The organism is Streptomyces sp. NPDC005141, from assembly GCF_053599975.1.
In genome coordinates, this window is the sequence record NZ_JBSFYW010000081.1 from 1 (window position 1) to 20,340 (window position 20,340).

The 20,340-nt window shown below is 69.8% G+C and carries 17 protein-coding genes and 1 pseudogene; 11 read left to right on the forward strand and 7 right to left on the reverse strand.

Going from position 1 to position 20,340, the window contains the following annotated elements:
- Positions 1 to 202, reverse strand: a 202-nt coding sequence (locus ACWD68_RS37360; protein ID WP_451810919.1) for a helix-turn-helix domain-containing protein, incomplete at its 3' end; no start/stop codon positions are given.
- Positions 203 to 357: 155 nt separating this feature from the next.
- Here ACWD68_RS37360 and melA point away from each other — a divergent pair.
- Together melA and ACWD68_RS37370 are read left to right on the forward strand one after the other, a co-directional pair.
- On the forward strand, positions 358 to 1,677 hold the full coding sequence (gene melA, locus ACWD68_RS37365) for an alpha-galactosidase (protein WP_451810920.1): 1,320 nt from the start codon (positions 358 to 360) through the stop codon (positions 1,675 to 1,677).
- 298 nt (positions 1,678 to 1,975) lie between these two features.
- The gene (locus tag ACWD68_RS37370; RefSeq protein WP_451810921.1) at positions 1,976 to 2,398 is read left to right on the forward strand and encodes a DUF7144 family membrane protein; all 423 of its coding nucleotides are present in this window, start codon (positions 1,976 to 1,978) and stop codon (positions 2,396 to 2,398) included.
- 50 nt (positions 2,399 to 2,448) lie between these two features.
- Here ACWD68_RS37370 and ACWD68_RS37375 read toward each other — a convergent pair whose 3' ends face one another.
- On the reverse strand, positions 2,449 to 5,100 hold the full coding sequence (locus ACWD68_RS37375) for a LuxR C-terminal-related transcriptional regulator (RefSeq protein ID WP_451810922.1): 2,652 nt from the start codon (positions 5,098 to 5,100) through the stop codon (positions 2,449 to 2,451).
- Between the two features lie 255 nt (positions 5,101 to 5,355).
- Between ACWD68_RS37375 and ACWD68_RS37380 the strand changes: the two genes are divergently transcribed.
- The 4 genes from ACWD68_RS37380 to ACWD68_RS37395 all read left to right on the forward strand — a co-directional run bounded on the left by ACWD68_RS37380 (position 5,356) and on the right by ACWD68_RS37395 (position 10,028).
- Entirely contained in the window at positions 5,356 to 6,981 is a 1,626-nt protein-coding gene (locus ACWD68_RS37380) for an MFS transporter (RefSeq protein WP_451810923.1), read from the forward strand.
- A 129-nt stretch (positions 6,982 to 7,110) separates the two neighbouring features.
- Positions 7,111 to 7,308, forward strand: a complete 198-nt coding sequence (locus ACWD68_RS37385; protein WP_266764350.1) for a hypothetical protein — start codon at positions 7,111 to 7,113, stop codon at positions 7,306 to 7,308.
- A 126-nt stretch (positions 7,309 to 7,434) separates the two neighbouring features.
- Positions 7,435 to 8,097 carry an HdeD family acid-resistance protein gene (locus ACWD68_RS37390; RefSeq protein WP_451810924.1) on the forward strand — a complete coding sequence of 221 codons (663 nt, stop codon included), beginning with the start codon at positions 7,435 to 7,437 and terminating at the stop codon, positions 8,095 to 8,097.
- Positions 8,098 to 8,321: 224 nt separating this feature from the next.
- Entirely contained in the window at positions 8,322 to 10,028 is a 1,707-nt protein-coding gene (locus ACWD68_RS37395) for an ArnT family glycosyltransferase (protein WP_451810925.1), read from the forward strand.
- 151 nt (positions 10,029 to 10,179) lie between these two features.
- Here ACWD68_RS37395 and ACWD68_RS37400 read toward each other — a convergent pair whose 3' ends face one another.
- Together ACWD68_RS37400 and ACWD68_RS37405 are read right to left on the reverse strand one after the other, a co-directional pair.
- Positions 10,180 to 10,713 (reverse strand): flavoprotein, encoded by a 534-nt coding sequence (locus ACWD68_RS37400; RefSeq protein WP_451810926.1) that lies wholly within the window; start codon positions 10,711 to 10,713, stop codon positions 10,180 to 10,182.
- Between the two features lie 28 nt (positions 10,714 to 10,741).
- On the reverse strand, positions 10,742 to 11,200 hold the full coding sequence (locus ACWD68_RS37405) for a DUF1348 family protein (RefSeq protein WP_451810927.1): 459 nt from the start codon (positions 11,198 to 11,200) through the stop codon (positions 10,742 to 10,744).
- Between the two features lie 110 nt (positions 11,201 to 11,310).
- On the opposite strand from ACWD68_RS37405, the gene ACWD68_RS37410 reads away from it, so the two are divergent.
- From ACWD68_RS37410 to ACWD68_RS37420, 3 genes are all read left to right on the forward strand, one after another.
- Entirely contained in the window at positions 11,311 to 11,889 is a 579-nt protein-coding gene (locus ACWD68_RS37410; RefSeq protein ID WP_451810928.1) for a TetR/AcrR family transcriptional regulator, read from the forward strand.
- A 409-nt stretch (positions 11,890 to 12,298) separates the two neighbouring features.
- Entirely contained in the window at positions 12,299 to 13,234 is a 936-nt protein-coding gene (locus ACWD68_RS37415) for an alpha/beta fold hydrolase (protein WP_451810929.1), read from the forward strand.
- Positions 13,235 to 14,032: 798 nt separating this feature from the next.
- Positions 14,033 to 14,725: a hypothetical protein gene (locus ACWD68_RS37420; RefSeq protein WP_451810930.1), complete on the forward strand. Its 693-nt coding sequence runs from the start codon at positions 14,033 to 14,035 to the stop codon at positions 14,723 to 14,725.
- Between the two features lie 17 nt (positions 14,726 to 14,742).
- Here ACWD68_RS37420 and ACWD68_RS37425 read toward each other — a convergent pair.
- The 3 genes and pseudogenes from ACWD68_RS37425 to ACWD68_RS37435 form a co-directional block, all read right to left on the reverse strand.
- Positions 14,743 to 14,919 (reverse strand): annotated as a pseudogene (locus ACWD68_RS37425) (FtsK/SpoIIIE domain-containing protein); the annotation flags it as partial.
- A gap of 250 nt (positions 14,920 to 15,169) precedes the next feature.
- The gene (locus ACWD68_RS37430) at positions 15,170 to 16,534 is read right to left on the reverse strand and encodes a glutamate decarboxylase (protein ID WP_451810931.1); all 1,365 of its coding nucleotides are present in this window, start codon (positions 16,532 to 16,534) and stop codon (positions 15,170 to 15,172) included.
- 366 nt (positions 16,535 to 16,900) lie between these two features.
- Positions 16,901 to 17,359: a DUF7144 family membrane protein gene (locus ACWD68_RS37435; protein ID WP_451810932.1), complete on the reverse strand. Its 459-nt coding sequence runs from the start codon at positions 17,357 to 17,359 to the stop codon at positions 16,901 to 16,903.
- Between the two features lie 1,030 nt (positions 17,360 to 18,389).
- Between ACWD68_RS37435 and ACWD68_RS37440 the strand changes: the two genes are divergently transcribed.
- Together ACWD68_RS37440 and ACWD68_RS37445 are read left to right on the forward strand one after the other, a co-directional pair.
- On the forward strand, positions 18,390 to 19,088 hold the full coding sequence (locus ACWD68_RS37440) for an RNA polymerase sigma factor (protein WP_451810933.1): 699 nt from the start codon (positions 18,390 to 18,392) through the stop codon (positions 19,086 to 19,088).
- Positions 19,085 to 20,188, forward strand: a complete 1,104-nt coding sequence (locus ACWD68_RS37445) for a CU044_5270 family protein (protein ID WP_451810934.1) — start codon at positions 19,085 to 19,087, stop codon at positions 20,186 to 20,188. The genes ACWD68_RS37440 and ACWD68_RS37445 overlap by 4 nt, the downstream gene beginning before the upstream one ends.
- Positions 20,189 to 20,340 lie beyond the last annotated feature (152 nt).

Genomic DNA, 20,340 nt, shown 5'->3' on the forward strand with positions numbered 1-20,340 from the left:
CGGTCTTCTTCCACTTGGTCAGTGCGGCGGACGACTGCCCATAGGACATCCGGCGCTGCTCGCCGGTCCAGGCCCGCGTGCGCTCCTGAAGCGCCTTGTTGTACACGAAGCGGACGCAGCCGAACGTACGCGACAACTCAGCCGCCTGCTCGCCCGAGGGGTAAAAGCGGTACCTGAACGCCCGCTTGACCTGCCGCTCCACGCCCCACACTCTATCGACTTCCGCGTGAGCAATGGGTATCGACCGGTAGCCAGACGCCCAATCGCCCTGCCTGCGATCCGGCCTTCCCTGCCCTGCTCCACAAGAGTCCGTTTCCTCACCGGCCTGAAGGCCGGAGTATCCACGGAGGTATCCCGATGAACGACGTCACCACCCCGAAGATCGCCTTCATCGGAGCCGGGAGTGTGGTGTTCACCCAGGGACTGCTGGCCGACCTGTTCACGTTCCCCGAACTCACCCACGCGCGGATCGCGTTGCACGACATCGACCCCGAGCGGCTCGCCACGGCGGAGGGCGCCGCCCGGTACATCGCCGGTGTGCGCGGCGCCAAGCCCACGATCACCTCGCACCCCGACCGGCGCGCGGCCCTGGCGGACGCCGACTTCGTCATCAACATCATCCAGGTCGGCATGGACGGGGCGACCCGCACCGACTTCGACATCCCCGCCCGCTACGGACTTCGCCAGACCATCGGCGACACACTCGGCATCGGCGGCATCTTCCGCGCCCTGCGCACCTTCCCGGTGCTCCGGGCGCTCGCCTCCGACATGGCCGAACTCTGCCCGGACGCAATGCTGTTGAACTACACCAACCCCATGGCGATGAACGTCCTCTATCTCAGCCGCATCGCCCCGGCCCTGCGCGTCACCGGCCTGTGCCACTCGGTGTACTGGACGATGCACGACCTCGCCCACCTGGTCGGCGTCCCCTTCGAAGAGGTCACGCATCTGGCGGCCGGGGTCAACCACCAGGCGTGGGTGCTGCGTTTCGAGCGCGCGGGCCAGGACCTCTACCCACTCCTGGACGAGGCCATCGCCAAGGACCCGGGACTGCTGCGCCGGGTCCGCGTGGACATGTACCGCCGCCTCGGCCACTACCCCACCGAGACCAGCGAGCACTCCTCGGAGTACGTGCCGTGGTACCTCCACCACGACAGCGAGATCGAGCGGCTGAGGCTGCCGGTCGGCGCCTATCTGGAGATCATCGAGGAGAACGCGGCGAGTTACCGGCGCACTCGCGACGCCCTCGCCTCGGGGGAACCCCTCCCCGTCGAGGGCACCCTGGAGTACGCCCCCCAGATCATCCACAGCACGCTCACCGGCACCCCGCGCACGATCTACGGCAATGTGCCCAACCGCGGCCTGATCGACAACCTCCCCGCGGACAGTGTCGTCGAAGTCCCGTGCCTGACGGACGCGTTGGGGGTGCAGCCGACCCGCGTCGGCGCGTTGCCTCCGCAGTTGGCCGCACTGAACAGCGCGTATGTCGCCGTCAACGACCTGGTGGTCCGCGCCGCCACCGACAACGAGCCGCGTCACATCCGGCACGCCGCGATGGCCGACCCCGCGACGGCCGCCGCCCTCCCCGTCGAGCGCATCTGGGACCTGTGCGACGACCTCGTACGGGCCCACGGTGACCTGCTGCAGCCCGAGCTGAGGGCGCAGTTGGGCCACTGAGCCCGGGGCCGGGGGCCGCGGCCCGGCGGAGTCGCGGTCTCCCGGACACGGGCCACGGCGTCCGTCGCCGGGTCGGTCCCCTCCTCGGTCCTCGGCTCTCCCCCCCTGGCCCCTCGGGCTCCGGCCCTGGTACGTCGGGCTCCGGTACCTCGGGCTCCGGCCCCGGTCCCTCGTCCCAGACTCGGGGACAGGTGTCCGTTCATCGTCACCCCTAGGGGGTGAAGCCGGAGGGGGCCGTCTGCCGCACGCTCGGTGATGAGTGGCTGCGATCGCAGCCCCTGCACCGGAGGTTCTCCCCATGGCAACCACCCAGCATCACACCCACTCCAAGACCGCCATGACGGCGGCCGGCGGCTTGATGATCTTCGCCTCGGTGATGCTGTTCGTCTCCGGCGTCCTCGACATCCTGCGGGGCGTCATGGCGATCGCCGAGGACGACGTCTTCGTCACCAGCCCGAACTACGTCTTCAAGTTCGACCTGACGAGCTGGGGCTGGATCCACCTGGCACTCGGCGCGGTCGCGGTGGTCGTGAGCCTCGGCCTGTTCACGGCGGCCACCTGGGCACGCGTGACCGGCGTGGGCATCGCGGCGCTGCTGATCATCGCCAACTTCCTCTCGATCCCGTACTACCCCGTCTGGTCGCTGACGCTGATCGCCCTGTACGGATTCGTCATCTGGGCACTCTGCGTGGCCCGACCGGACACGGACACCGACTACTAGGACGTGTCCGACCCAGGTCCCCCAGCCGACCGACCGCACGAGTCCGCGGATCACAGGAGGTGCAGGTCGCGGGCTCGTCGTACGGCCTCGCCCCGGCGGGTCGCGGCGAGCTTGCGGTAGACGCTCTTGAGATGGGTCTTGACCGTGTTGACCGACAGATGCAGGTCGGCGGCGATCTCGTCCCTCGACATCATCTGCGCCAGCCGTTCCAGCACCTCTTGCTCGCGGTCGCTGAGAGCCTCGACCACCGGTGCCGGACCCGTCTGCGGGGCCGGCACCGTGGCCCGGACCCCGGCCATCGACGGAAGCCACTCCTGGCCCTGGGCCAGCGCGGGCCGGCGGCGCACGAGTGACCGCAGCCAGGGGCCGACCTCCGTGAACGGCCGTCTCAGATGCTCCGGCCTGGCCAGGCGCAGGGCCCGGGCCACCAGCCGCTGGGCGCCGGATTCGTCGCCCAGCACGTCCGCGGTCTGCGCCCGCGCCAGCAGCACGCGGACGGTGACGCCCGGCCCCTCGTCGGGTTCGGGGGAGAGTTCGTCGAGCAGGAGGAGCGCCGCCTCCTCGTCGCCGGTCGCGAGCAGGGCGCGGGCGGCGGCCACCGCGGCCTCCGGCCCGGCGGCCACCTCCTCCGCGAGCACCTCCGTCGCGGCGAGCGGATCACCCAGGGCCAGGTGCGCGGTGGACATCTCCAGGGCGATCCGGTCGCCGACCCACGGCGAGGGCTCGACACCGTGCGGGGGTCGCCTCAGCTCCTGCAGGACGCGCAACGCCTCCTTCGGATGCCCCTTGGCCAGCAGCATCCGGGAGCGCACGAGACCGAGGCCCGCCGTCGCGACGGGATCGTGCGAGGCCGAGGAGGAGGCGGTCGCCTGGTCCAGGTGCGTCTGCGCCGCGGCCAGATCGTCACGGTCGACGGCGACCGCCGCCAGGACGAGCTGGGCGACCCCCGTCCGGGCGGCGGGCGGCAGGCCGGAACGCTCCGCCTCGGCCACCGCCGCCCGCGCGTGCGACTCCGCGCGGGCCGGCCGGCCGCACAGGAAGTCGATCAGGGCGAGCCGGCTGAGCGACTCGTGCCGGGGATACGCGGTGGACGGTCCGTCGTCCACCCGCACGGCGGCGGACAGCGCGGTCCGGGCGGCGTCGAACCGCCCCGCCCACAACTGCGCCGACCCCAGGTCGGTGAGCATGAGGGCCGGCAGCTCCGGATGCTGTTCCAGCCGCTCGGCCGGCAGGGAGCGCTCCGCCGCCGTCACGTCCGCGGCGGCCGCCTCCGCCATGTCGGCCGAGCCGATCAGCCGGGCGGCGAACACCCGCAGCAGTGCGTGGCTCAGCCGCAGGGCCGCCGCGTGGGCGTCCTCGCCTGACAGGTTGTCCCCGGCCCGGCGCAGATCTTCGAGGCCCCGGTCGACGTCGTGGCGGCTCAGCTCACGGGCGGCGCGGACCAGGCACGCGGCCGGCCCGGCGGCGTCCGGGGACATCGCGGCGAAGAGTCCGTCGAGCCGCTCGGCGTCGAGTCCCGTCAGCAGCTGCCCGATGGCCAGTTCGTCGATGAACCGGCCCGCCGCGAGCTCCCATTCGCCCGACCCCGCCGCGTGCGGCAGGGCCTCCGCCAGCAGTCCCGCGTCGCTCAGCCAGCGGGCCGCCCGCCGGTGCAGCTCGGGCTCGACACCCGGAAGCCTGACGCGCAGATGAACGCGCAGGATCTCCGCGAACAGGGGGTGCAGCCGGTACCACGAGTGACCGATGGCCTCGACGAAGGCGTTGGCGTGCTGGAGCCCGGCCAGGATGGGCTCCGCGTCGTCCCGGCCCGTCAGGGCGTTGGCCAGCTCCGGGTTGATCTGTTCGAGGATGCTCGAACGCAGCAGCAGGTCCTGCGTCTCGTCCGACTGCGCCTCGAGCACCTCGGCCAGCAGGAAGTCCGCGAGTGTGCTCTGGCCCGCCTCGAAGTTCTTGATGAACGTGTCCGGATCGTCCACGTGCTGTGCCGCGAGGATGCACAGCCGCAGCCCGGCGGCCCAGCCGCCGGTCCACTCCGTCAGCGACCGCGCGCCCTCGTCCGAGAGCCGGATGTCGTGGCGGCTCAGCAGGGCGGCCGTCTCGCCGGGAACGAACGCCAGGTCGGCGCCTCTGACCTCGGCGACCTCTCCGGCGGCGCGGTAGCGGTGCAGCGGCAACTGCGGCTCCGTACGACTGATGATCACAAGGCGCAGCCCACCGCCCGCGTGGCGCAGAACGAACTGGAGTTCGTCGGCGACCTCCGCCGAGGCTCCCACCCGGTCGAACTCGTCGAGCACCAGGATCACCGGAGCCGCGCACTCGCTCAGCCAGGCCGCGAGCCGGGTCAGCAGGGAGTGGTCCACATCGCCGGGGCTGGAGGGGCTTCCGATGTCGTCCGGAACCTCCGCCCCGTGACGCCGCAGGGCTTCCAGTACGTACGTCCAGAAGATGCCGGGCCCCGTGTCCTCGTGCTCCACGGTGAGCCAGGCCACGCCACCCGGGTGTTCCATCGTGGAGATCCAGTGGGCCACCAGCAGTGTCTTGCCCGCGCCCGCGGGCCCGTTCACCAGGGTGAGGGGGCCCTGAACGCCCTCGGCGAGACGTGCGACCAGACGCGGCCTGCGCACGAATGTCTCCGTCAGGTCCGGGACCGTGAACCGGACGGCGAGCAGGGGGTCACCCCCTGGGGTCAGGAGCCCTGCCATGGGGTTCTGCCTCCGCGATCTCTCGGCTGCGGCGACGCGTTCGATCCGATGCGGTCCGGGTCCACAGCTCCCTGCCCGGAGTAACCCCCGCACACTGATCGTCACCCGCTGTGCCGAAAGTCGCAAGGCAGACTCCGGTCGCCCGCGGCGGGTGAGGCACGGGGCGCGTTCTTCGGTTGTCATGGGAGCGGAGCAGGGGCCGCACGCCACTGTCCGGCGCACCGGCGTCGCACCGACTCGATGAGGTGGTTACCGGTGAAACACTGGCGCGCACTGATCGTGCTCGGCACGGCCCAGTTCCTGATGGTCCTCGACACCTCCGTGATGAACGTGTCCATCAGTCAGCTGGTCGAGGACTTCGACACCGAGGTCACCGCCATCCAGGCCGTCATCACGCTCTACGCACTGGTCATGGCCGCCTTCATGGCCACCGGCGGGCGGCTCGGCGACATCCTCGGACGCCGTCGCCTGTTCATCCTCGGACTGGTCGTCTACGGCGTCGGGTCGGCCCTGACCGCCGTGGCTCCCACCCTGTGGGTCCTCGCGCTCGGCTGGTCGGTGGTCGAAGGGCTCGGCGCCGCCATGGTGCTGCCGGCCATGGCCGCCCTCGTCGCCGAGTCCTACACCGGACGGGACCGGGCCGTCGCGTACGGCGTCATCGGCGGGCTCGCCGGCGCGGGAATCGCGGTCGGACCGCTGCTGGGCGGCTGGGTGACGACGTACCTCACCTGGCGTCTGGTCTTCGCGGGTGAGGTCGTGGTCGTCGTCGCGATGCTCCTCTTCCGCCGAGTGATCAGCGAATCGCCCCGGCCCGACCCCCGGCCCCGGCTGGATGGCGTGGGCTCCGCGCTGTCGGCGGCCGGACTGGGGCTGGGCGTGTTCGGTGTTCTCCAGAGCAGCTCCTGGGGATGGGTGCAGCCCCGGAATCCGCCCTTCACCGTCTTCGGGTTCGCTCCGACGCTGTTCGTCGTCGCCGCCGGGGCCATCGTCCTGGCCGTGTTCGCCCGGTGGGAGCGCCGGAGGGAGACGCACGGCGCCGCCCCCTTGATCCACCTGTCGCTGCTGCACAAACTGCCGCTGCGCTCCGGCCTGCTGACGCTGGTCAGCCAGAACCTCATCCTGCTGGGGCTGTTCTTCGCCATCCCGCTCTATCTCCAGGTCGTGCAGGGCTTCGACGCGTTCGAGACGGGCCTGCGGCTGCTCCCGGTGTCCGTCACCATGCTGGTGGCCTCCGTCCTCGCCTCCAGGCTCGGGCGAGTGATGGGGCCGCGCCGTGTGGTCAGGCTGGCCCTGCTGACCCTGCTCGGAGCCATCGCGTGGCTGCTGGCCACCATCGACCCGGTCATCGACGATGCCCAGTTCGCCGGGGCCATGGCCCTGCTGGGCATCGGCATGGGCCTGATGGCCTCGCAGCTGGGCAACGTGGTGCAGTCCAGCGTGGGCGAGGAGGAGCGCAGCGAGGTCGGAGGGCTCCAGTTCACCGCCCAGAACCTGGGCTCCGCGCTCGGCACCGCGCTCATCGGATCGATCCTCATCGGCGCCCTCGCCCAGGCCTTCACCACCCAGGTGGCGAAGAATCCGGACGTGTCGCAGGAGGCGCGCCAGCAGACCGGTGTCGCACTCGAAGCGGGCATCAGTTTCGTCCCCACCGACCAGGTGCGTTCGGCGGCCGAGCAGGCCGGGCTGCCACCGGCCGAGGTGGACGCCGTCACGGACTCCTACGCGACGGCTCAGCTGAACGGACTGAAGGCGGCGATCCTCGCGGCCGGCGGCATCACGCTCGCCAGCTTCCTGGTCACGACACATCTGCCGACCGGACGGTCGGGCCGGAAGGAATCCCCCGACGGCGGCACCCCGGCGGACGCCCTCGGTCCGGCGTGAACGCGAGAGGCGGCGGCCCGGGCCGAGGTTCACCTCTTGAGGGTGAGGGCGGACGGGGCCGCACGTCGGATGATCGTGGGGAAGGGTGCCGTCCACCTGCCCCGGGCCGCTCGCCGTGGGGAGCCCCGCATGCAGTACGAGATCCGCGTCGAGGGACATCTCTCGGAGACGCTTTCCGAAGCGTTCCCGGAGATGGACCACGTGCTGATCTCCGGCCAGACGATCCTGTTCGGCCCGGTCGTCGACGAGGCACATCTGTACGGGCTGCTGGCCCGCTGCCGGTCGCTGGGGCTGCGCGTGGTGGAGATGCGCCAACTGCCCGAGTAGCTGCGAGGATCACCCGCCGGGGGTGACCCGCCGGACGCCGGCGGGCGGGACGCTGGATGCCGGGAATCCACCCACCGTCCCGTCGGCGGTCCGGCAGTGGTCCGCTCGACCGCGTGAGGAGGAACCATGACCGAATCCCGTGGTTCGGCACCGCACACCGGATCGGAGCCCAGGCCCGGCGGGCCGGCCTCCGCGCCCCCGGGTGACCCCGCGGCGGTGCTGGCCGGAGTCGGCGCCTCCTGGACCTGGCTCCTCGGCTCGGCGTTCGCGACGCTGATCCCGGGCATCCTGGTCCTGGTCTGGCCCGAGGAGACCCTGCACATCCTGGCGGTACTCCTCGGCCTCTATCTGCTGGTGATCGGCCTGTTCCGTTTCGTGTCGGTCTTCGGCCATCGGGAGCAGGGCAACCGGTTCGCCTCACTCCTGATCTCGGTGCTCTACGTCCTGGCCGGCGTCCTGTGCCTGCGCAACCCGCTGCAGACCATCGCCGCGCTGTCCCTGATCGTCGGCATCGTCTGGCTCGTCTCCGGCGTGCTGACCGCGTACACGGCCATCGCCAGCCAGGACCTGCCGCACCGCGGATTCGTCCTGTGCGCGGCGGCGATCGGCATCATCGCGGGCATCGTCGTGCTGGCGCTGCCGACCGAGTCTGCCCGCGCCCTGACGCGGCTGCTCGGCCTGTGGATGGTGCTGATCGGTCTGGTCGAGCTGGCCGTGGCCTTCGCCTGGCGGGCCGCCCTGCGCAGGGCGGTCTCGGCGGGACCGCGTGACCCGGCTTCCCCCTACTGAGACCTGCTGCGAACCGCTGATACGAGTTCGAGCACGCCCCGCAGCACGCACGGAGCCCCGCGCGACCCCTTGAGTCGCGCGGAAGGCCGGGCATACTCATGACTCCCCTGCCCGGGCGCCGGCCGGACGATCACGACCGGCGCCTCGACGCGCGCCCGAATCCGGGGGCCGGCCGATGAGCAGGCTCCCAGGGAGCGGACGTAACAAAGGGCATGCCGACATTCATGGCCAGCAGGCACGACGACCGCGTGCCGGTGAACAGCGCGGGGGCACCGCCGGGGCGTCTCGAGCGGCTGCGGCGACACCGGCGGGCGCTGTTCGTCGTGGCCGTGGTCCTGCTACTGGCCCAGATGGCCTTCGCCATGGTCAGCACGGCCGTGGAGCAGACGCCGACGATCGACGAACCCGTGTACGTGGGCACGGCGACGGTCTACGTCCAGCAGCACGACCTGCGCTACAACCCCGAACATCCGCCGCTGGGCAAGCTGATCATCGCGAGCGGGCTGCTGTTCGCGCGTCCGCACCTCGACCCCGCGTTCACGGGCGATCAGACGGAGCTCGGACGGCATGTGCTGTACGAGTCCGGCAACGATCCCTGGCGGGTGATGCTGTGGGCACGGTTGCCGGTGATCGCCCTGACGCTGCTGTTCGGCCTGGTCGTCCTCGCCTTCACCCGTGAACTCGTGGGCCGCCTTGGCGCGCTGGTCGCCCTCGCGCTCTACGCGTTCTCGCCCGACGTGATCGCGCACGGCTCGCTGGCCACGCTCGACGTACCGGCGTCGGGTTTTCTGCTGACGTCGGTGTGGCTGGTGTGGCGGGCCAGGCGACGGCCGCTTCTGTACGTGCCCCTCTCCGGGGTGGCGCTCGGCGCGGCGGTGGCCACGAAGATGAGCATGCTGCCGGCCGTCCCGCTGCTGCTGCTCCTCACGGTCGTGTCCGTGTGGCACGCGGGCCGCCCCGATCCCGCCGCGATGCCGCCGAGCGACGCACGGGCGAAGGCCCGGCTGCTCGGACTCGGTGCGGCGGCCGCGGCCGGGGCGGCTCTGGTGGCCGTCGCGGTGGTGTGGACGACCTATCTCGCCGTCGATCCGCGGCTGCGCTGGACGGCGCCCGCGGACCTCCCCGCCGTGCACGGACTGCGCGCGCTGCTCATCGACGCGCTGCCCGTGCCGCAGCCGTACCGGGACGGGATGCGGGTCCAGTTCGGCTTCGAGAACACGATCTGGGCGGGCTTCCTCTTCGGCCGCCTCTACCACGGTTCCCTCTGGTACTACCTCCCGGCCGCGCTGCTGGTGAAGACCCCGCTCGGCATGGCGGCGCTGTGGACGGCCGGTTCCGGCGCGCTGGTCGCCGTGCGCCGACTGCGGCCCGCCGCCCCGTACCTGCTGATCCCTCCGGCGCTGCTGCTGGCCACGGCGATGACCGGCTCCCGCGATCTCGGCGTGCGCTACGCCCTGTTCATGCCGGTGTTCCTCGCGGTGGCGGCGGGCTGTGTCGTCGTCGTGCGCCGGCGGTGGGCGGGGATCGTCACGGCGGCGCTGGTCCTGTTCATCGCCGTCAGTTCGATGCTGACGTACCCGTACTACCTGCCGTACTCGAACGAGGCGTTCGGCGGCCCGGAGAGGACGTATCTGCGCCTGCACGACTCGAACGTCGACTGGGGCCAGGACCTCGGACGCCTCGCCGACCGGCTGGAGCGGAACCATCCGCGCGAGAAGGTGTGGCTCGTGTACAAGGGCGCCGGTGTGCCGTCCGCCTACGGCATCGACGCGGCAGACCCGCGCGAGGTGCCCGCGGACCGGGTGCACGGGCTGCTCGTCGTCTCCGACACCTCGATCGACAAGGCCGACGCCCGGCTGAAGACCCTGCTCGCCACCAGCCGCCGGGTCGACGAGGTCGGTCACTCGATCACGATCTTCCGCCGACCATGAGCCGATCCGATGCCACCGGTCGCCGGATCACCGGCGCCTGGCGGGTCTCCCGTCGCCGACGCCTGGAAAGTCTCCGGGTCGCCGACGCCTGAAGGGAACCACCTGCCGCCTGCCCCCCTGCCGCCCCTGCCGCCCCTGAGGGGACCCGACGTCACCTGCCGGGCGTCAGCAGGTCGAGCACCCGCTCCCACCGGAAACCCTTTCGCCCGCCGTCCTGTTGGACTTCACCGGCGTACGGGTCGCCGAAGCGCACCCCCATCCCGCGCAGCCGCTCGACACTCGCGCGGTAGGCGGGGTGGGCGGCCAACGCCTCGTTCACACAGGGCAGTACGGCGATCGGGACGCCGAGTCCGTACGCCTCGCACAGCGTTCCGAGGGCGAGGGTGTCGGATATGCCGGCCGCCCACTTGTTGACGGTGTTGAAGGTGGCCGGCGCGAGCGCCACCGCGTCCGGCGCGGGGAAGGGACGCGGGTCGCCGGGGGCCCGCCAGGCGGAGCGGATCGGGCGGCCGGTCCGCGCCTCGACCGCGGCCGCGTCGAAGAAGCCGAGTCCCTGGGGAGTGGCGATGACTCCGACCTCCCAGTTCCGCGCCTGGGCCGCGGTGATCAACGTGCCGATGTCCTCGGCGACGCCCGCCGCACAGACGACGACATAGAGGAAGGGCTTGTCGGTGGGTTCGCTCACGTGGGAACCCTATTGAGTCTCCGGGCCGCTACCGGAGGGGGAAGGTCTCCCCGCGCTCCGACTCCGGGCGCGGCCCGAAGATCCGGCGTTCCTTCTCCTCGATGGGTACGTCGTTGATGGAGGCCTCGCGCCGGGTCATCAGGCCGTGCTCGTCGAATTCCCACAGCTCATTGCCGTACGAGCGCGACCACTGACCGTCGGCGTCCCGCGACTCGTACTGGAAACGTACGGCGATGCGGTTGCCGTCGAAGGCCCACAGGTCCTTGCGCAGGGCGTACTCCCGCTCGCGCGCCCACTTGTCCGTGAGCAGCTCGACGATCTGAGCGCGGCCCGTGACGAAGGTGTCCCGGTTGCGCCACTGGGAGTCCTCGGAATAGGCGAGCGAGACCTTGTGCGGGTCACGGGTGTTCCAGGCGTCCTCGGCGGCCTGGACCTTCTGGAGGGCGGTCTCACGGGTGAAGGGCGGCAGGGGCGGGCGGTCGGTCATGGGGACTCCTCGGTGCGTGGGCATGGACCCGACGAAAGGAGAACGTGCGTTCTCCATCACTTCTCGGCTAAGGTAGAGAACGATCGTTCTCCCGTCAAGGAGCCCTCCGCATGGACAGCACGACCGCCCGGGACCAAGCGCTCGCGCTCGCTCGGGAGCAGGCCCTCGACGCCGCGGAGCGGCTGTTCTACGGTCGCGGCATCCAATCCGTCGGCATGGACGACATCCGCGGCGCCTCCGGCGTCTCACTCAAACGGCTCTACCAGCTGTTCCCGGCGAAGGAGCTGCTGGTCGAGGCCTACCTGGAGCGGCGCGACATCCGCTGGCGGGAGCGGCTCGCCGAGCACGTCGACGGGCAGCGCGATCCCGAGCGGAGGATCCTCGCCGTCTTCGACTGGCTGGGCCTGTGGTTCGCGGAGCCCGGCTTCCGCGGCTGCGCGTGGATCAACTCGTACGGCGAACTCGGTGCCACCTCGGAGCGGGTGGCCGCGCAGGTCCGCGCGCACAAGGCGGCGTTCAGGGCGTATCTGGCCGATCTGGTGAGCGTGGCGGGGCTGCCCACAGCGCTCGGCGATCACCTCTTCCTGCTCGCCGAGGGCGCCATGGTCACGGCGGGCATCACCCGGAGCACCGGGCCCGCCGCGCAGGCGCGCGCGGCGGCCCGACTCCTGCTGGAGGCGGGGCAGTAGCGTCCCGGTTCGGCCGGCGCTCCGGGTGATGCCCGCCGCGATGGCGGCGACCGGACAGCGCCGTGCCGCCGGGTATGAACGGGATGGCGTCGGCGGGAGCGGCGAGCCGCAGGCCGGGAAACCGGTCGAAGAGCGACAGCAGCGCGATCTGCGTCTTGGCGCCGACTGACACCGGTCGGCGCCAAGGCGGTGAACGCCTCACCGACGAGGCCGGGCGGCGCACACAGGCAATTGCGCGGGCAGCACCCGGAGGCACCAGACCAGTGATCGCTTGCGGGAGTTAACCCCACCGCGCTCATTCGCATCAGCTGCACCACGGAGACGCGTGCCAGCCGGATTCTGCGGTGAACCGATTCACCGAATGATGGATATCGCAGCCTCAACAGCACCCGTAGTCCAAAGGATCAGTATGCCCCGCACCACGCCCAATCGCCGGTCCGTGAACCGGGCCTTGTCGGCCCTCGCCCTGCTGGCCTTGACTGCCGGCGCCGTCACGGCCTGCGGCGACCACGACTCCGCCTCCAAGCACTCGTCCTCGCCGTCCGCCACCTCGTCCGCCTCCCCGGGGGCCGGCCAGGCGGGCGAAGCGAAGCTGCACATGATCGACAATGGCGGTCACCGTCTGGCCTTCCACGTCACGCAGGGCCACGGCTCCACCATCGTCCTGGACTCGGGCGGCGGCGAGGACTCCTCCTACTGGAAGGACCTCGTCCCCAAGCTTCACGCGGCCACCGGCGCGACCGTCATCACCTACGACCGGGCCGGACTCGGCAAGAGCGACGTGGTGCCCGGTCCGTGGAAGGTCGAGAGCGCCGTCAGTGACCTCAAGTCGGGGCTCCAGCAGCTGGGCGTCACCAAGAACGTGACCCTCGTGTCCCACTCCCAGGCCGGCGAGGTCGCGACCTACCTCGCCAAGGACAACCCGACGATGCTCGCCGGCGCGGTCCTCGTCGACGCCAACCTGCCCCCGCTCTTCACGGACGAGGAGATCGCCCGCCTCGTAGCCGTCAGCCGGCCGCAGGTCGACGCCGCGAAGAAGGCCCCGGACGAGCCGCGGAACCGCCAGCTCATCTCCACCGCGGAGAGCTTCGTCTCGACGAACAAGGCCTACCACAAGGTCACATGGCCGGAGGCGGTACCGGCAACGGTCATCGTCTCGGAGAAGACCCCGTTCGACGGATCACCCGAGGACGCCCAGCGCTGGCGGGACGCCGCCGCCTCGTTCGTCCAGGACGGGCCCCACCGAACACTCGTCACCGCCAAGGGCAGCTCCCACGACGTCCCCAAGGACCGCCCCGACCTCGTACTCAAGGCGATCGAAAGCATGGTCGCCACACAGCACTGACCCCGCCCCTCAAAACGACGCCCACGACGCCCTCTTGCAGCTACCGGGAGCACGGGGGCTTCGTTCGTACCCCGCAGGTGCCTGGCCGACATCCCCGACGAGTTGCCGCCCGACTTGGCCCGACTCAGCCGATCACTACGTCGCGCCGTCATCGTCCTGGTCCTGGCCCCAGGGCGTGTCTTAGCCACTGGTGATTGATCTGGTTGATCGGCCGGAGAAGTGGCGGTGCCGGCGGCATGAGGTCAGAACACGTCGTGGCCGGGGCGGTAGGCTCCGCGCCCCCGCATGAGCGCCCCCACACCACAAGATCGCCGTCCGAGGTAGCCTTCCCGTCCATTCGAAGGTCCCGGGAGGCTCCCCGTGCACACCACCGTTTTCCTGTTGCGGAGCGCTCTGGGCCTATGTGGCGGTCTGGTGTTCATGTGGGAGCTGAACCGCCAGGCTTCGGGACCAGGCTGGAGGAAGCCTCGGGTCTTCTCTGCGGTGGGGGCTGTGCTGCTCGCCGGGCTGCTCGCCATCTAGAGATCGCCAGTCGACGTGCCGACGGCTCCAGTGCAGGTCGGTCGGGTTGCCCGGCCCCCTCACCAGGGCCGGAAGACAGGCCCCTCAGACCCAGGGCAAGAACCGGCGCGACGCTGTTGAGCCCTCACATACGGGGCTTTTTTGGTGCGAGTGGGACCTCTTTCCGGCCCTTCCCGTGTACTGGTGGGCGCGGACGGCGGAGGGCCCTGTGACGAATACGAGGACTGGCCCACCAACCGCCTGCGGCAGACGAGCACCGCACGCCAAGATGTACAGGTGAGCGTGCTCGAATTCATCGCCTCCATCAAGTGGCCTGTCACCGTACTGCTGTTGGCAGCCCTGAGCACTGTCGTACTCAGGGGCAGCCCGGGAACTCGTAGATCGATGGGAGAGTGGCTTGGGCAGCGGAATCTTCGATTTAGCCTTGGTGGCCAAGAGATCGAGGCCACTCTGGCCGAAACTCAAGGCCGGCTGGGTACCGCGGCGGAACCCGATTCACAACTGGTCGGCGGCAGCAGCGCCACCGACACGGCCAGTGACCAGCAAGGTTCGGACGCTTCCGCGTCCCAGTCAGTCGAAGCCTCCCGGCGGGCAGCAGTAGAAGATCTGCTGCGCAGCGCGGCGCTCCTCGGTTGGCAATTGGCCAGGAAAGGAACGAGCTCACCTCCTGACCCCACTGTGCGTTGGGAGGCAGACGGACGCCCAGTGATCGAGAGCGAGTCAGTGACTCACGAGCTGAGCGCGATGCCTTCCGATGCAACTCAGACGAGACGCCGGCCAGCGATCCCGAGCTTTGGGGGGCGCGTAAGTGAGACGGTTTTTCATGGGACCGCCAATCTCACCTATTACATCAACGGTGCGGGAGATGAGGTGGTGGAAGACGTGCTGGATCGTCTACCCATGAAGGTGCGGCAGCGTGAAGACGACAACTTGGCCAACACTGATCAAGGCCCCGAAAGCAGAGCTTGACGGCGGCCGATCTTGTTTCACCCGAGCTCACGTCCAGGGTGACGGGAACCAAGGAGAGGCAGTTCCGGGACCAGGTCCGCGGTGGCGCGAGAGACGGCCGCGGCGTCATCCAGGGTGAGCCGCGGCGAGCGGGCGCGGGACCAGCCGCCCGAGGAGTCACCGACGATGGCCACACCGGGACGGTCGGCCGGGATGCGGCTCTCGCGAGGAGGAGTTCCGCCACTTCGTCGACGACGACCGCGCCCCCTCGGAGGCAGCCGACTCGACATCGGCAAGGGTCACCCGCAACTCCGCGACGACGGAGGCGTCCAGGTCGAGAGCCCGGGTCAGGCGGTCGAGGACGTCGCGGCTGGGAACCACCCGCCTGCCTTCAGGCCAGGCAGAGCCGAGCAGACGAGATGAGAGCTGGGGTGAGTGGTGGGTTGAGGTGAGAGGGCCGGTGCGTCAGTAGCCGGTGCCGCGCTTGACCTGGGTCCGCTCGGTCCTGTGGGTCGCACCCTTGTCGTCCAAAGTGCGACACGCGTCGGCAATGTCCTGGCTCAGGCGATCGATGTGCTCGCGGCTCAGGGTCTCCTTGACCAGGGCACGCATGATCTTCACCCCCTCCGCGTTGGGCGGGAGCGTGTACGCCGGCACCATCCAGCCGCGCTCGGCCGAGAGTTGCCAGGCGACATCGGACTCGTCGTAGGCGTGCTTGCCGGAGAGACGGAAAGCGACCAACGGCAGCTGCTCGAGGTCGCTCCCGATCACTTCGAAGCGGCCGCCGCTACGCAGGTTGTCCGCCAACGCGTGGGCGTTCTCCTGCATCATCTTCATGACGTAGGTGTAGCCCTTACGACCGAGCCGGACAAAGTTGTAGTACTGCGCGAGCACCATCGACGCGCCGGTGGAGAAGTTCAGCGTGAACGTCGCGTCGGTCTTGCCCAGGTAGTTCTCGTGGAACACGAGGTCCTTGGGCAGGTCGGACTCCTCACGGAAGACCAGCCAGCCGATGCCGGGATAGACCAGGCCGTACTTGTGCCCCGAGACGTTGATCGAACGGACCTGCTCGAGCCGGAAGTCCCATTTCGAGTCCGGGTAGAGGAACGGCCACACGAATGCGCCGCTGGCTCCGTCGACGTGGATCGGGATGTCGAGGTCCCGCTCCTTGCGGACGTCCCGCAGGAGCTTGTCGATCCCTACGACGTCGTCCTTGTGGCCGGTGAACGTGGTGCCGAGGACGGCGACGACGCCGATGGTGTTCTCGTCGAGGTGGGGCTCCACGTCCTCCGGGCCGATCGTGTATTTGCCCTCGGCGAGCGGCACGATCCGCGGCTCGACGTCGAAGTAGCGGCAGAACTTCTCCCACACGACGTGGACGTCCCCGCCGAAGATCAAGTTGGGCCGGTCGACCGACAGATTGGCCGCCTGACGGCGCTCCCGCCACTTCCACTTCAGCGATAGCGCCCCGAGCATGATCGCCTCGGACGAGCCCTGGGTCCGACATCCGGTTGTCTTGCCCGGTGCGTTGAAGAGATCGGCGAGCATACGCACGCAACGCTGCTCGATCTCGGCGGAAATCGGGTACTCCGCGTGGTCGATGAAATTGCGGTGGAGGTTCTCGGCGATGATCCGTTGCGCCTCCGGCTCCATCCAAGTGGTGACAAACGTGGCGAGGTTGCGCTGCGGGTCACCCTCCATGGCGAGGTCCACATCCAGCAGCCTCATCGCATCCGTGGCGGCCATGCCTTCCGTGGGGAAGGTGTCCGAGGGAGCGGGGACGGTCAAGAATCGGTTGCCGAAAAGGGCCGCGTCGTCACGCTTAGTCATGCGGCGATTCAAACAGTGCCGCTGCCCGCCTCGGGCGAGGGACACGCCGAGGCAGGGTAGACGGCTCTAGGCGTGGGGTCGGCGGCCGGGGCCGGAGCGGGACGAAGACAGGAGCGGCGGCCTGGACGACGGGCCGCGGGTGCACAGCGCGTGCCTTGGCTACGACGGAGGTGCCTTCCGGGCGTAGACCGCCTCGCCCAATAGGGCGAGCGGTCCACCCAGTTCGGCCATGGCCATCAGTTCGGACACGAGATCAGTTCTCCTGTCCGACAGGGAAAGCACCCGGGATCACGGCCGCCGCCCGGTAGGCGCCGGCCTGTAGAAGGCGGGCGTGGAATGCTCCCCCGGCAATGGTCCAGCATGGGTTCAGCGACCGCCGTCGGTTCCGACATGGAATCTCGTCAGCGCAAAGATGATCAGGAGGTCGAGGGTCATCACGAGGATGGACCACGCCGGATAGTACGGAACGAACATGAACTGGGTGATCAGACTGATCCCTGCCGCCGCTGCGCCGGCCCCGCGACTCCAGCTCTTGTTCGTCAAGACCCCCAGGCCGGCAATGACCAGCCCTACTCCGACCACAAGGTGAATCCAGCCCCAAGCGGTTAGGTCGAATCGGTAGGCGTACAGGGACGCGGAGAACACGTTGTCCTGTGCGATGCCGGATGCCCCCATGAGAATGCTGAGTGGCCCGCTGAGCATCAGTACGGCCCCGGCGAACAGGGACGCCCCGTTGATCTCGCTGCTGTCGGGTCCCCCGCGTCCTCTCCGTGTCCTGTCAGGCGCTGCTGTCATGGCCGCCGCCTTCCTGTCCAGCGCGGTCACTGACGCACAATGCCCGTGCGAAGCCAGCCACGCTCCCCTGACAGGATCACCGCGATCCTTTGAGACCGCGACTGCAACCCACCATGGGGAGACCGCGGACTCCTACCGCACTGCGGTGCACGCGAACACCGCTGCGGCCGAGACCCTTCGCCGCACGGTCCCCGGCCGGACCACAGGACGGGAGGGCACGACCGGTTCACCGGAGATCGGCTGAGACCGACGGAATTGCGTCCACGGCCCCGATCGTCGCCGTGCCTGCCTTCACTCCTGGGGCAGAGGCGACGCTGAGGTTGTCCGGATTCGAGCAGCGAGCCTGCCCGAGGGCCGAAGTAGGCGACGGCCTGCATGTCACATTCGAGGCTGTGCGGAGACTGGTTGTTCTCGAAGATCGAGCCGTTGTCGGGCCTGGCGCAGGAGTCGGCGAAACGCGTGAGCACGTGCTCCAGACCCTTGACGGCGGTAAGGCTCTCGATCAGGGCGCGTATCTTTTGCTCCTCTACCGACCTGCGGGACTCCGCTGCGAGAGACGTGGCTCGCTTCTGCAATTCCTTCTCCGACGGCTCGCGGGAGCATGCCGCGGTAAGCCCCACCAGGGCGAACGCCAGCAGCAATCCGCCCGCCCGGACCCACTGCGTGCGCACCTCGCGCCACCGGTCCGCAATGGTCTCCTTCATCTGCGCACCCCCGCCCTTCACCTTCCGGCGAGGCGGGGATCGGCACATGAGTACGTGTACTCAGATTCCACTCCGGGGCCGGGAGAAGCGGCGGATCAGGAAGTCGGACGGGCCGACTCCCTGATTCACTCAGACTGGCCGGTATCCAGCGGCAGGAAGTCCGGCGAGAGTTCCGGTCAGAGCACTGGAGTCCTGCGCTGGCCTCGGTCCGTCAGCCGGGACGACGCGCGATGCCTGCTCATGTCAGGTCTCAACCCGGCGTCTGGTGGTCGGACGGCACCTCCGCCGTCCCATGTGACGCGGATCACGGGAACCCGGGGTGCGCGGATCGACAGTTAATGAAGGTGAGCACTGATATGCGTACCCGGATACGGGCCGGGGATCCGAGCGCGTTCGCCGAGCTGTACGACAGCTACGCCCGCGCCGTCTATAACCACGCCTTCCGCCTCACCGCCGACTGGTCCGCGGCGGAGGACGTGATGGCCGAAACCTTCATGGAAGCGTGGCGGCTGCGTGACCGGGTCGGCGCCGAAGGCGGAAGCCTGCGACCGTGGCTGCTGGGCGTGGCGATCAACGTCGCCCGTGGCCACCATCGCAGCAACCGGCGCTACCGGGCCGCGGCGAACGCCGCCGCGGAGGCCGAGACGGCGCTCCCCGACCACGCCGAAGAGGTGGCGGGCCGGCTCGACGATCGACGGCGTATCGCCGCCGCCCTGCGCGCGCTTGCCGCGCTGCGCAGACCCGAGCGCGAGGTCCTGACGCTGTGCCTCTGGGAGGGACTGGAGTACACAGCCGCGGCCGAGGCGCTCGGCATCGCCGTTGGGACGGTGCGCTCACGCCTCTCCCGAGCACGCGCCAAACTGCGCAAACTCACCGAGGCCGAACTCGGCGGCCAACCTGCCGCCCGGGCGGCGCCGGTCCCGTACACGGACTACCACGCCGAAGAACGCGCGGAAAAACCCGTACGAGGAAATCGGGAACTCGGCCGGCCGGATCGACAGACAAGAGGAGAACACATCCACTCGATCCGGCCCGTATCGGAAGGAAATCGATGAGAGCGACCCAGTCCCGGCAAAGTCCGGCAGAGTGGGAGGAGAGCGCGCCTCTCCTCCCGCAGACTGCGCGCGATCTCCCGACGGGCCGTCACCAGTTCCACAAGGAGCGTTTGATGGCCCACATCCAGCAGGACACCCAGCGGGACGCGAGCACCACGAAGGCCGCCCCCGCCCTGCCGAAGCCCCGGCTCCGCCTGCTGCGCCCGGCGTTCGCGCTACCCGCGATGGCGCTGACTGTGGCCGGCGCGGTAGTCGCCGGGACGGCGCTGAGCGACGGCGGCGGCGTGCGCAGCGGTGGTGTCGCCACCGGACCCGCAGTGACCATCCCCGTCGGCGCCACGACCACCAAGGGCCTGCCGCAGCTGCTCGACCAGGTCTCACTGGCAGCGGCCGAGGAGACCCACCCCACGGTCAAGCCCGGTCAGTACGTATATATCGAGTCCCAGACGGCCGACACCTTCGTGAAGACGGTCGGCGACGAGAGCAGCCTCGCCAGCTACGCGCTGCACCAACGCGAGATCTGGCAGTCCGCCGACGGCACCAAGGGCTGGTTGATCGACGCAGCCGTCAACGACAACTCCGAGGGCGAGACGCTGAGCCTGCCCGACGAGCAGGGCAACACTCCCGAGGCCGGCGTGAACCACCCGTCGTACGACTTCCTGGCCCGGCTGACCACCGACCCCGACGAGCTGCTGAAGCTGATCTACAAGGAGACCGCAGGGCAGGGCAACACCCCCGACCAGGAGGCGTTCACCACGATCGGTGACCTGCTCGTCGAGAGCTACCCGCCCGCGGAGCTCTACTCAGCCCTGTTCAAGGCCGCCGCGAAGATCCCGGGCGTGGTCGTGGTGAACGACGCCAAGGACGCACTCGGCCGCTCAGGCGTCGCGGTGGCGCGGCTGGACGAGACCGGTGGCGCACGCGAGGAGTGGATCTTCGACAAGAAGACCCACGTCTTCCTCGGCGAGCGGACCGTGCAGGTCAAGTCGGTCTCCCAGGACGGAGTCGTTATGAAGCCCGGCACCGTCCGCTACACCAGCGCCATCACCAAGCGCGCGATCGTCGACGGCATGAAGCAGACCCCCGAGCAGAAGGGCTGAGGCCCCACCGCCCCAGGCTGAGGCCCACCGCTGCTCACCGGCCCCGTGGCCACCGTCCCAGGACGGTGGCCACGGGGCTGTGCAGGCCGGAGACCGCGGTTGCAGCCGGAGCGGACCCGGAGCGACTTACAAGGCGGCGGGCGGCGGGCGGC